Annotated in this window: 11 protein-coding genes and 1 pseudogene; 11 read left to right on the top strand and 1 reads right to left on the bottom strand. The window is 68.1% G+C overall.

Annotated features, from left to right (window positions below):
- Positions 1-68: 68 nt before the first annotated feature.
- The 10 genes from gcvH (at position 69) to UK12_RS09020 (ending at position 10,084) form a co-directional block, all read left to right on the top strand.
- The gene (gene gcvH / locus UK12_RS09055; protein WP_045301578.1) at positions 69-446 is read left to right on the top strand and encodes a glycine cleavage system protein GcvH; all 378 of its coding nucleotides are present in this window, start codon (positions 69-71) and stop codon (positions 444-446) included.
- Positions 447-815: 369 nt separating this feature from the next.
- On the top strand, positions 816-1,550 hold the full coding sequence (locus UK12_RS09050; RefSeq protein WP_045301576.1) for a TnsA-like heteromeric transposase endonuclease subunit: 735 nt from the start codon (positions 816-818) through the stop codon (positions 1,548-1,550).
- The gene (locus UK12_RS41065; protein ID WP_197084689.1) at positions 1,547-2,767 is read left to right on the top strand and encodes a DDE-type integrase/transposase/recombinase; all 1,221 of its coding nucleotides are present in this window, start codon (positions 1,547-1,549) and stop codon (positions 2,765-2,767) included. Before UK12_RS09050 ends, UK12_RS41065 begins: the two co-directional genes overlap by 4 nt.
- A 58-nt stretch (positions 2,768-2,825) precedes the next feature.
- Complete coding sequence (locus UK12_RS41060) at positions 2,826-3,440, top strand: Mu transposase C-terminal domain-containing protein (RefSeq protein ID WP_197084688.1); 615 nt, start codon at positions 2,826-2,828, stop codon at positions 3,438-3,440.
- Positions 3,437-4,486 (top strand): ATP-binding protein, encoded by a 1,050-nt coding sequence (locus tag UK12_RS09040; protein ID WP_082119445.1) that lies wholly within the window; start codon positions 3,437-3,439, stop codon positions 4,484-4,486. The genes UK12_RS41060 and UK12_RS09040 overlap by 4 nt, the downstream gene beginning before the upstream one ends.
- Positions 4,483-5,097, top strand: coding sequence for a TniQ family protein (locus UK12_RS39525; RefSeq protein WP_197084687.1), 615 nt, complete (start codon positions 4,483-4,485; stop codon positions 5,095-5,097). The genes UK12_RS09040 and UK12_RS39525 overlap by 4 nt, the downstream gene beginning before the upstream one ends.
- A 690-nt stretch (positions 5,098-5,787) precedes the next feature.
- Positions 5,788-6,381: an isochorismatase family protein gene (locus tag UK12_RS09035; RefSeq protein ID WP_045301574.1), complete on the top strand. Its 594-nt coding sequence runs from the start codon at positions 5,788-5,790 to the stop codon at positions 6,379-6,381.
- 549 nt (positions 6,382-6,930) lie between these two features.
- On the top strand, positions 6,931-7,875 hold the full coding sequence (locus UK12_RS37680) for an actin-binding ADF family protein (RefSeq protein ID WP_197084686.1): 945 nt from the start codon (positions 6,931-6,933) through the stop codon (positions 7,873-7,875).
- A gap of 359 nt (positions 7,876-8,234) precedes the next feature.
- Positions 8,235-8,873 (top strand): hypothetical protein, encoded by a 639-nt coding sequence (locus tag UK12_RS09025; protein WP_156178613.1) that lies wholly within the window; start codon positions 8,235-8,237, stop codon positions 8,871-8,873.
- 623 nt (positions 8,874-9,496) lie between these two features.
- Entirely contained in the window at positions 9,497-10,084 is a 588-nt protein-coding gene (locus UK12_RS09020) for a hypothetical protein (protein WP_045301570.1), read from the top strand.
- Between the two features lie 127 nt (positions 10,085-10,211).
- Here UK12_RS09020 and UK12_RS09015 read toward each other — a convergent pair whose 3' ends face one another.
- A complete protein-coding gene (locus UK12_RS09015; RefSeq protein ID WP_052681730.1) occupies positions 10,212-11,252 on the bottom strand; it encodes a tyrosine-type recombinase/integrase in 1,041 nt (346 codons plus the stop codon).
- 707 nt (positions 11,253-11,959) lie between these two features.
- On the opposite strand from UK12_RS09015, the pseudogene UK12_RS39520 reads away from it, so the two are divergent.
- Positions 11,960-12,038: pseudogene (locus tag UK12_RS39520) on the top strand.
- Positions 12,039-12,157 lie beyond the last annotated feature (119 nt).

Here is a 12,157-nt window from a genome sequence, read left to right as displayed (position 1 = left end):
ACCGGACAGACACATCCGATCAACTGCTGAGCCGATCAAAGAGACACGCTTTAGAGGAGCCCCCTGCCATGCCGAACACCCCTGCCGATCTCAAGTACACCGACACGCACGAGTGGGTCCGTATCGAAGCCGACGGAACGCTGACGGTCGGCATCACCGACTTCGCCCAGGAGCAGCTCGGGGACATCGTGTTCCTGGAACTGCCCCACGCGGGCAGGCAGGTCAAGACTGGTGAGGCCATCGCCATCGTGGAGTCGACCAAGGCCGCCTGTGACCTCTACAGCCCGGGTACCGGCGAGATTATCGCGCCGAACACCGACGCCGCCGGCTCTCCCGAGTCAGTAAACAGCGACGCGTATGCCGCCTGGCTGTTCAAGATCAAGCTGGCGGCGGGCGCCACTACCGACCACCTGATCAGCGCCGACGTATACCTGGCCAGGCAGTGATCACCCTGCTGTAAGGCGCCGGTCGCAGCGCGCTCGCAGGCTCGGTCTGGTCACGATCTTGATCGGATCGCAGCCCCGACAGCCGAGGCCCCGAAGGCCCTCGGCTGTCGGGGCTGAGACAAAGGAGCTCGAGCGGCTCCCCCCGCTACGCCCCAGCATGCAAGGAGTTCGATTTCTGCGGCAGCTCAGGCGCCTCCCGAAGTGGTGAACATTTGCTGTCCGTTCTGGGGTTCTGGCACAGGTTGTGTTGTCTGCTGTCATCCAATCGAGGCGTTTGACAGTGAATCCAGCCGTTCGGGCCTCGTTGCCAGCGAACCTAGTCGTGTGAGGTAGACGTGCTGGGGGTGTTGGGTGGCTATACCGGCTGGTGTGGAGTCCGGCGGGGCATACGTCGAGCTGTCGTACATGAGCCCCGTGCACGGACGGGTGCGGCGTCCGATGCTGGATTGTGTGACGTCTCGGTTTGAGCATGTCGCTCCTGTGCGGCCGTTCCGCTGGTCGCGGGGTGAGCGTCACTTTCCCGGCTGGTACTGGGCTGCGACCACCGGACAGCACGTCGGCTTCGAGTCGTGGCTGGAGCGCGACCGGCTCGTGCTGATGGACTTTGATCCGGCGGTCGTCGGGATCGGCTCTCAGCCGTTTTGGCTGCACTGGCACGACGGCGAGCGTGAGCGGCGGCACGCCCCGGACTACTTCGTTCGCCGTGCGGACGGCTCGGCTGTGGTGGTCGACGTCCGCGCCGAGGACCGGATCGCGCCACAGGACGCTGAGGCGTTCGCGGTGACGCGCCTGGCCTGCGTCCAGGCTGGGTGGGAGTTCGAGCGGGTGGGGGTGCCGGAGCCCGTGTTGCTGGCGAACGTGCGGTGGCTCTCGCGTTACCGGCACCCTCGCTGCCTGCGCTGCCCTGCCGCGGACCGGCTGCTGGAGGTCTTCGCGGAGCCGGGTCTGCTGCTGGCTGGGGCCGATGCCGCCGGAGACCGGCTCGCGACGCTTCCTTCGCTGTTCCATCTGCTTTGGCGCCGGGACCTGGTCGCCGCAGGGCTGGAAGAGGAACTTCTGGGGCCGCGCACAGTCGTGGGCCTGCCCGGAGGAGGTACGGAATGACGGACGGCAGGCGGCGGGTTCCACCGACGTCGCGGCTCGCGGAGTTTCCCAAGAGTGCTGCTGACCAGGCTCTTTGGTGGGAGAAGCACATTCTGGAGGTGCTTCACGGGCTGACGCCGGATGCTCCCCGGGGGTCGGTGCCGCGACCGGAGTTCGACCCGGGCCGACACTCACTGGCGGAGCGTGAGCGAGCCAAAGCGGCCGAGCTGACGGCGGCCGGGCATACGGTGACGGCCAGCGGCATCAAGCAGCGACGCCAGCGATATCAGCGCGACGGATTGGTCGGGCTGGCGGACGGCCGGTCGGCCAAGCAGATGCCCGCCTTCGGCCGGGTTGCCCCGGCGGTGGTCGAGGCGATGCAGCAGGCGATCACCGAAACAGCCGACGCGTCGTCGAAGACAATCGGTTTCGTCGTCTGGCGGGCCAAGCAGCTTCTGGTGTCCCGTGAGGACGGGGACCGGATCGAAGTGCCGTCCGACCGCACGCTCTACCGCTTGTTCGACAAGTTGGCCACCGGGACGCACGCGACTGGTTCCGCGACCACACGGCGGTCGGTCCATGCACGTCCGTCCGGCCCGTTCGGGGAGTTGCCGGCCGGTGCTCCGGGCGAGTTGATGCAGATCGACTCCACCCCGCTGGATGTCCTGGTGCGGCTGGACGACGGGATCGCCGAGAAGGTCGAGATGACGGCGATGGTCGATATCGCGACCAGGTCGATCACCGCCGCGGTGCTGCGGCCTTCGACGAAGGCGGCTGATGCCTCCGCTCTCCTGGCTCGCAGTATCACGCCTGAGATGATGCGGCCGGGCTGGTCGGAGGCTCTGCGGATGTCCCGTTCGGTGCTGCCGCACCGGCGGTTGCTGTCTCTGGACGAGCGGCTGGCACACGCGGCAGCAAGGCCGGTGATCGTGCCGGAGACGATCGTCTGCGACCACGGAAAGGTCTTCATCTCGAACAACTTCCGTGCGTCCTGCCGCTATCTGGGCATCACGCTCCAGCCGACACACAAGGCTTCGCCCTTCGAGAAGGGCACGATCGAGAAGACCCTGGGCTCGGTGGCGACGCTGTTCGCGCAGTACGTCGCGGGCTACACCGGACGCTCGAGGGAACGCCGCGGCCGGGGCCTGGAGAACGGGCCGCTGTGGTCTCTGCCCGAACTCCAGGACCTCCTGGACGAATGGATCACCGGGACCTGTCTGGCAAACCAGGCCTCATGACGCGCTACGGGACCCGGATGCCCCGAAACGGGCGTTCTCGCCGAACGAGAAGTACGCGATGCTGCTTGAGTCGTGCGGCTACGTCCCGGCCCCGCTGAACGGCGAGGACTACGTCGAGCTGCTGCCCGAACGCTGGCAGGCGATCAACGCCTACGGCATCCGGATCAAGCACCGCACCTACGACAGCCACGAGTTGAACCCTTTGCGCCGTCAGCACTCCGGGGTCGCGGAGAAGAAGGGCTTGTGGGAGATCCACCACGATCCCTACGACGTCTCCCGGATCTGGGTACGCGACCGGCGGGGCGGGGCAGACGGGTGGATCACCGTGTTCTGGAAGCACCTGCACCGCGTCGGTGCCCCGTTCGGCGAGATGGCCTGGGACCACGCCCGCGCGCAGGTTCCCGGCGGAACCGAGGAGCAGATCGCGGATGCGGCGGCGGCCCTGCTCAGTCGCGCCTACGACGGCCCCGACGAGGAGAAAGCCCGCCCGTCCAAGCGGTCACGGCAGGACCGCCGGGTCGCCGCCCGCACCCGGGCCACCAACATTGACCGGCCGATCCCCGACCCGCTTGCAGCCCAGCCGGCACACGACGACGAGGCGGACACCGACCTCGCCGAGGTCATCCCGCTGGGCCTGTTCGACCCGCTCGCCAACCCCTGGAGGCGCCCGTGACCATCTCCGAGCCGGTTGTCCGGCACATCGCGCCGCAGGAGGCCGACGTCGAGGCCAACCGGCAGCTGACCACCCTGGACGGATGGCGGAGATTCGTCGACGGCTCGCCCGAACCCCCAGCCCTGCTGCCTCCCGACGAGTTGCAGCGGCTGTCTGCGACAGATCGGGACCTCTACGACGAGGCCCGCATGGACCACCACGCCCGGATGCTCGTGGTCGCCACGTCCTTCGTCGAGAAGACGGTCACCTGCGGCCGTCGTCTCGTTCTGCTCAACCGGCACGCGATCAGCGCCCGCCGCGGCCTGATCGTCTCCGGCCTGCCCGGCACCGGCAAGACCATCGCCATCACCCAGCTCGGAAGAGCCCACGAACTCCTCGACCGAGCCCGACATCCCCATGTCCCGGACCGCATCCCGGTGCTCTACATCACCGTTCCGCCGGCAGCGACCGCCCGCATGGTCGCCGCAGAGTTCGCCCGATTCCTGGGCCTGCCCATCCGGTCCCGGCTGAACATGACCGACATCATCGAGGCTGTGGTCGGTGTCTGCACCGACACCCGCACCGGCCTGGTCCTGGTCGACGAGATCCACAACATCTCGCAGACCACCCGGTCCGGCGCCGAAGTCTCCGACACCTTGAAGTACTTCTCCGAGCGCATCCCCGCGACATTCGTCTACGCAGGCATCGGCGTCGAGGACAGCGAACTTCTGGCCGGCACCCGCGGGGCCCAGATCGCGGGCCGCTTCACGCTCGTCCCCACCCGTCCGTTCCCTTACGGCGCCGAGTGGAAGGGGCTGGTGGCCACCCTGGAGAACACCCTGCTGCTGCACGATCACCCGCCCGGCAGCCTGGTCAAGCTCGACCGCTATCTCCACAACCGGACCGACGGAATGATCGGAGCCCTGTCCCACGCCATCCGAGGAGCCGCGATCGACGCCATCCTCTGCGGCACCGAACGCGTGACGAAGGAGGCAATCGACGCAATCCCACTGGATCACGCCGCAGAGACCGCGGCTTCTCCGCTGAGGAAGGCGGTCGGCGGGTGACCCAGGCCCCGGAACCGCTGCTGCACCGGCTTCCGATCCAGGTCCGGCCACGTCCCGGAGAACCGACGGACTCCTATATTCGACGACTAGCCCACGCCAACCACCTCAAGCCGAGCTACCTACACGGCCTCCTCACCGGCTCACCGAACTGGTTCGGACAGCCCCGCCTTGAACGCCTTGCCGCGCTGGCCGGCCGCCCCTCCGAACTCCTTGAACGAACCCTGGCAGATGCCCGACCACCCCGTCGGCAGCGCAAGCCGGCCTCCAACCCCGTGCCGTCCAAGAAGATCGACAAGAAGGAGCTCTACCGGCGCATCCGGCACGACGCTGAACGGGAAGCCCTTTCGATGCGAGCTCTGGAAAGACGCCACAACGTCTCCTGGCGAACCGTCCGGGCCGCCCTGGACGGACCTGAACCTCGCCCCCGCAAACCGCTACCTCGTCGGCCAACCGCCGTCGATCCTGTCCAGCACCTCGTCGACTCCATGATCGAGGCGGGGCACCGCCCCACAGAGATCTGGGCGAAGCTCATGGACGAGCACGAGACCTCGATCTCCTACGGCGTCATCAGACGCTACGTCCAGGACCGCGCATCCAGCCCACGCCAGTGATCCTCCGTGACAACCAATCAAGTCCGCCCAGGTCACCAGCTCGCAGCCGACTAACTTCGCTGTCCAAGGACATGTGTGGTGGACCGGTCCGGCGGCCGGGAACCAAGGCGCTGCGCTCAGCGAGGCGGCAGGTCAACGGCCCTACCCAGCCGTGGCCTTGCGGGACTGCGAGGCGGCTCCACACAACCTGTGCCAGAACCCGTTCTGGTGAACAGAGCCACCCCTACGGTCCGACAGGACTGGGAACGAAGGGCCTGCGGCTGGGCATCAAGAGCACCGGCTGACCCGGCAGGCTGCGGGAGCGCTAACAGCCTGAAGAACCTCCGCCCGGTCGTGACCGGGCAGCGCGGCGGAGAGGGCGGTGACCATGCGGCCGAGGGTTGCTCGGTTTGCGGGCGGTCACGGACCCGGGTCACAGGCCCCCGGGGCGCCGGATCGTGGTCCGCCGGGCGGCTGGCAGCAGCCGGACCGGTGCTGCGTCCGCGGTCTTGCGGACCTCCTCGTTCCAGGGATCGATGGAATGCTCGCGGCGGAGCTGGAGAAGGTTGACCAGCGTCCGCACCAGCCACCCCGCTGAGCACGCGTGGCGGATCTGGCCGGACGGGTGAACGACCCGGCAGTGATGCACCCGACCTCAGCGGAAGGGGGTAGGCATCCGGGCACGGATTCCCGCGAGGAGAGGATTGCGCTGTGCGCCGAGCACTGATCGTCGTCGATGTGCAGAAGGACTTCTGCGAGGGCGGCAGTATCCCGGTGAAGGGCGGCGCCGACCGGGCCCGCGCCATCGCCGACCTGATTCGGCGCTCGGCCGGCGACGGCTACGCGCACATCGTCGCCACTCGCGACCACCACATCGATCCGGGCGGCCATTTCTCCGAGCATCCGGACTTCCAGAACTCCTTCCCGGTGCACTGCGTGGTCGGCGGCGAGGGCGGCGACTTCCACCCCGACTTCGCGCCGACCGCCACCTCCGGGGCCGTCGACGAGGTCTTCTACAAGGGTGCCTACTCCGCTTCGAAGAGTGGCTTCGAGGGCTCGGCCGAGGACGGCACGTCCCTGGCCGACTGGCTTCGCGCACGCGGCGTCAGTGATCTCGACGTCGTCGGCATCGCCACCGACCACTGTGTGAAGGCCACCGCGCTGGACGGCGCGAAGGCCGGCTTCGCCGTCCGCGTCCTGCTCGACTACACCGCCGGCGTCGCCGCCGACACCACCGACGACGCCATCGACGAACTGCGCCAGGCGGGCGTCGCACTGACCGGCGAACCCGTCGTCCTCGGTTGATCCCCTTCTTGGGCTACGGCCAGGCGGGGCCGCTCCCGCACCGGATGGCACTGGCCGACCCCGGATCGGTATGGCGAGCGGTCCTGCGTGGCGATTACGACGCTGGGAGGCGCTTTCGGACACCCCCGCACCGCACCGCAGCTGCCGTGACGGCGCTGACCTTGCGCGCAACAGCGGGAAGGTGGCTGGTCAGCCAGGCAGAGCGACATGCGCTGACCAGCACAGCGGGAAGTGATCTTGATGTGCCCGGGAACGATCAACCCTGCGGTGCCGCATAGGGCCCCACCCAGAGGTAAGGGGTTTTACCGCCACGATCCCCGAGCACATCGTCGCAGCAGCCCGACGCCGCGCGCTGCTCGCCGAGCCACGCCGACACCCGGGCGCGCTGAGCGCACTCAACGACGCCCACGTCGTCGCGATGGCCCACGACGCCATGGCGACAGACGCCGCGGTCACGGCCGCCAGTCGTGCGTGGCGGGTCGGGACTGGTGGAAGAGGGTGTGGTAGTAGCCGTCGGCCTCGAGGCCGGTCGGGTCGTATCCGGTGGCGGTGTCGGTCGAGTCCGGCCTCGCGGACGTCGTCACCCTCCAGCGACGGCGCCAGGCCCGAATCTCGCAGCAGGACGAGGAAAGCTTCTTCCTCGACACCTTGTCCGAGTACCAGTGGGCGCGGGACGCAGCCGGCCTGGCACCGAAGACCCTGGACGGGCTGATCAAGCCGGTGATCGAGGTCTGCGAGTTCTACGGCACGGTGCCGTGGCAGCTCTCGTCCCGGGAGGTCGACCGGTACTTCGCCGGTGTGGGCAAGCGGGCGCAGTCGACCCTGCGCGCCAAGATCAACAACGCTCAATACCTGGCGATGCCGGGATCTCTTGATCGGCCGCGCCCGAGCCAACGGGCCGGGCCGACATTGGGTGTGGCGTCTGGCTGGAGGCGGCGTGATCGGGCAGGCTGGCGGGGACGGCGGACCCTGGCCGATGGCGGCCCGATGACCGTCACCTGGCTGCCGGCTCAGGCCAGGGGCGCCCGCCGGATCCGCATCGTCGTCGCGAACGAAGGAGCAGCAGGCGTGCCTGACCAACTGGCTGTCAATGTCGAGTGCGGCAGGGTTTTCCGCGAGCTCCTGGAGCGCGGGAAGTACAGGTATCTGATCTTCGGGGTGAACGGCGACTCCAGCGAGGTCGTCCCCTTGGAGAGCAGTACGGAGACCGACTACGACAAGTTCCTCGATGCCCTCCCGGAGAACGAGTGCCGGTACGCGGTGTACGACGTCCCGTACAAGCCGCAGGACGGAGCAAACGGCACCAGGGCCTTGTCCATCCTCTGGACCCCGGATACCGCCAATAGCAAGAGCAAGATGATCTATGCCTCCTCCCTGGGCACGTTCGAGAGGGCCCTGAGCCTTCGCGATACCGCGCTTCGAGCCTTCGATCGCGCCGAGCTGTCGTACGAGGCCCTCCTGGAGAGGGCTAAGACTCTCCCCCGGACGCGGTGACCGGGTCTCCGGTGCCGCCCGCCGCGGGTTTTCGGGTGGGCGGCACCGGAGAGCTCGGCGCCTCCAGACCGGGGCTCGAACGAACCCGCGGGCCGCGCCCCCGGTGATCGGAAGGTTGCCGAGGCGGGCCGTCAACGCCGGGCTGCGCCCGTACTGGACGTGTCGGGGTTCGATCGGTGAGGAGGCCGCCGGGTCGTGTGTTGTCCGAGTGGTCTTGCCTCGGTGGCCGTAACCCTTGCCTGGTTCGCTCGTTCCCCGGCACGGGAGGGGCAGACCCGCAGCCCGCGCAGGGGCTTGCCGAGCGGCCGTCGGGTCACGCCGCTCCCGGTCGCATCTCGTCGAGAACCAGGAGATTCCACGTGTCGCCACGTCTGCGCCCGAGGCTCGCCATCTGTGTGTCCGCCCTCGCCCTGGCGGCCTGCCCGGTGCTGGCCGGCACCGGAGCCCAGGCCGCGCCCACCCATCGCGCCGGCGCACTGCCGCCCATCGGGGCGAACGTGGTCACCCCGATCCTCGCCACCAACGCCGAGCTCCAGTACCACGGCCATCTGGCGCCTGTGGACTTCAGGGGCAGCATCAAGCAGCAGGTCGAGGAAAATCCGAGGAACCCGGACCGGAGCGTGCTGCTGGAGACCATCGGTTTCAAGGTCGCGGGGAAGACCTTCCTGGGCGACGACGGCGAGACGAGCGAGGTCACGATCGAGCCGACCGATGTCGACACCGACCCGAAGAGCACGCTCACGCTCACCCGCAACGACCCGCCCAACTACGAGGAGCGCGATGTCATCTCCTCCTTCACCGTGGTCATCAACGGACCCGAAGGCCAGGACGTCCTCGTGTCGAAGAACCCGATGATCCTGCGCGCGGATCTGACCCAGTACCCGCCGACGGGCACCGTGTACTCGCTGGAGAGGCCGGTCGAACTGGTCGAGGCCGATCACCCGGAGAAGGTCGCGGGGACGCTGCTCACGTTCCCGGCCCAGCGCGGCGGCCTGTAACAGCTCTCGGGGGCCGAGTCACCGATCTACCCCACGAACAGCTCAGGCCACACCCGCCTTTCCGCCGACGCCCCACTCCGGCTCTCCTGCTCGGCAGCGCACCTGCCGAGCAGGACAAGGTGAGACTCAGCCAGCCTCGATGAAGACAGGACACCGTCGAACCGCTCGGTGAGCCTTTGACGGGACGAACTGGCCAGCCACCAACGGTCGATGAGATCACTCAACCTTCGTTGAGACAGGAGTGCGCCACGAAGTACCACACGATCGAGTGGAGGTGAAAAGCCTTCTCCGCCGGACCGTCGCAGCGGTCTGGTGAAGCTGGGGGCAGCCTGATCCGGGGAACGCCGGGGAGGGCGGCAAGCAGCCCCGACAACGGCGGGACGTGCCGGGACTACCGGACGGTGCGGGTCCGTCTAGCGAGGTCAGAAGGTGTAGCGAGAGCGAACCAGTGGTTGAAGCTCCGTAGGCAGTGAGCCGGCTCAAACCTGGTGGATACGGGCCGGTGTGCAGTGCGTGACTCGGCCGTCTTCGGACGGGCGGCTCAACTCCGAAGCCGGGTTCCTGTTCCGGTAGGGAGGCCACGTTGAAGGCCTGCGGCGTAGGCGTGGCGACAACACGTCAAGATGCACGAGAACATCCAGGACTCCAACCAGCGCCTCGCCAGGCACCGACGGGCAGCTCGGAAGCGTCTTGCCAAGATCCGGGCCGCGAACGGGGGAATCGCCCGACGGAACGCCGAGCAGCCGAGCAAGGCGCCGCTGCCGCTCCACCCCGAGCCGTACGTTCCCCGGCTGGCGCCGAGCGGGCTCGACCTGAGCGCAACCATCGCGGAGTTCGGCGCACTGACCCCACAGGCGCTCACCGTCGTCGAGACCGTTGACGCGCTGACGAACCTCGGGCCCGAGAAGGGATTCAGCAACGAGGACCTCACGCCGATGTACCACCTGTACCGTGGCCTGTCCGCCCGCGGAATTCACCCATCGTTCGCGGTGTACGAGTCGTACCTCCTCCACGGGCACTTCGTCCGCACCGCGCCGGACCTCGGCCCACCGGCCATGACGAGCGCCATCTGGGAAAGCGTTCTCTACATGACCGCCTTCCTGGCCGGCCGCCTCCTCACCGACAACGGGCACCCGACACCCATCGCCGACGCCCTGTGCGAGCGACTCGCCCCAGAGCCCGACGGCAGCGCGGCCTGGCGCTCCCGGTAACCGTCACCCTCCCCCCGACACTGCGCCGCGTCACACCTCACGTCCTCACGGCTCTTCGCGGGAGGATCGCGCGGCGAAAGGCCCCTTCCGGGCGGTGAGGCCGGAGCCCGAGAACCGATTACCGCCTCTACGCCGCCACCGACATGCCGTCGTCACCCTCCCGGAGGACACGCGGCCGACTGGACTCGGCGCGATCGAGCGCTCGGGCGAGCGCTCGGACGGCTTGGTCGGCGGAGTCCTTGAAGAGGTGGCCGTAAAGGTTGATGGTGGTGGCGAGCGTGGCGTGCCGCAGCGTCTTGGAGACGATAGCGAGGGGGACGCCTTCGGCAATCATGATGCTGGCGGCGGTGTGTCGCAGGTCGTGCAGCCCGATCCTGGGCAGGCCGATTTCGGTGGTGCGCTTGCGGAGCTGGTCGAGGACCCACTGGGGCCGCAGCGGTGTACCGCCCGGGCGGGCGAAGACGAGGCCCTCCAGCCGGCCTTCCGGGTGGGCAGCCATCTGGATCGCGGCCTGGCGGTGCAGGGCCGCCATCACTCTGGGGGAGAGGCTGATCCAGGCCCGGCTGGCCTCGGTCTTGGGCTGGCCGAGATGGAGCGTTCCGTTGTCCACGGCGGCCAGGGTCCAGCGGACGAAGAGCTTTCGATCCATAAGGTGGACATCCGACCAGTGGAGAGCGAGGACCTCGCCCCGGCGCATGCCGGTCCCGAGCATGACCTCGAACAGATCGGTCAGCTGATCGGCATACTGCTCAGCTCCGTGGCGCAGGAACGTTGCGGCCTGCTCCGGGGTCCAGCAGATGCGCTCCTCGGCGCGCGGCTTGGGCGGAACAGAGTGCTTGGCCGGGTTGTAGCGCAGCCGCCACGAGCGCACCGCCGCGTTCAGCGCGTTGCGCAGGGTGGACACGGCCCGGTAGACGGTGACCCTGCCCCGCTTGGCCTCAACCTGGGCGGTGACCCACTCGTCGATGTGCTTCGGCCGCAGATCAAGCAGCCGAATGCGGCCGAACGCCGGGATCAGGTCGCGCTCGACGCACGCCGCGTAGCCGGCGTACGTGTTCGGCGCGAGGTGCGGCTTCCTCGTGCCCAGCCACTCACGCAGGTAGCTCGCAACCGTCGTGCGGCGGTTCTCGTAGACCCCGCGCAGCTCACCGTCCAGCACGGCCGCCATCTCCCGGGCCGCCTCGGCACGGCTCGCGAACCCACCCCGGCGACGGACCCGCCGCCGACCCTCCTCCCGCGCGAGATCGACCGCATACGTCCACGTTCCGTGCTTGATGTCCCCAGCCAGCCGCGGGCACCACGGCCCCAGCTGCTTCTTGTTCCCATCCTGGCACCCACACCGCCGGTAGACCCGGCCACGCTGCGCACGCTGTCCCATGAGTTTCTCCTTCTAGACCTCGGGTGATCCCGGGTCCAAGGCTCGCCGTCCCGTCGGGCGTGTCGGCAGAGCGCGTGGGGCGGTGCGCGAGGCACGTCAGAACCAATCGGCGAAGACACGCTCAAGACGACACACCGCCCGGAAGATCACAATCCGTAGCCAGTGGGTAGTCGACCTTGATCTGCACGCAGCGACCCGGACGGTCAGCGGCAATGCGCAGCCGGCTGCTGTGCGCCGCAGATGGTGCCTGCTGAAGGACCGCCAGATTGCTGTTACTCGCCGTGACTGGAGTCGGGCCAGAACCCTGGGGACCACTTGGGGACCACTTTGGGACCGCACGCGATGAGCGCCAATGAGCGGCCATGGGCGAAAACGGGCGCTTGTGCACGAAGTGAACACTGACGGTGTCTCACTCCGGACGAGTCTCTGCAGTCGGGCGAGCATGGCCGATGACTCCAACATCCAGCGCCTACAAGGTAGTTGAGAAGCAAAGAAGCCAGGACCTTGAGGTCCTGGCTGGCGACACTACTTGAAGCACTTGACTAGGGGTCGCAGGTTCAAATCCTGTCGTCCCGACTTGCTAAATTGCAGGTCGTAGGCCGTTTCCGCTTCTGGCGGGAGCGGCCTTTTTGATGTCCGGTCAGCTGGTGGTCGCATGGTGGTCTCCGGGCCACATCGGCCAAGCACCTGATGGT

This window comes from Saccharothrix sp. ST-888 (genome assembly GCF_000955975.1).
In the GTDB taxonomy this organism is placed as follows: domain Bacteria; phylum Actinomycetota; class Actinomycetes; order Streptomycetales; family Streptomycetaceae; genus Kitasatospora.
Note: the sequence above shows the minus strand (reverse complement) of the source record. Positions and strands in the feature narration are given on the sequence as shown.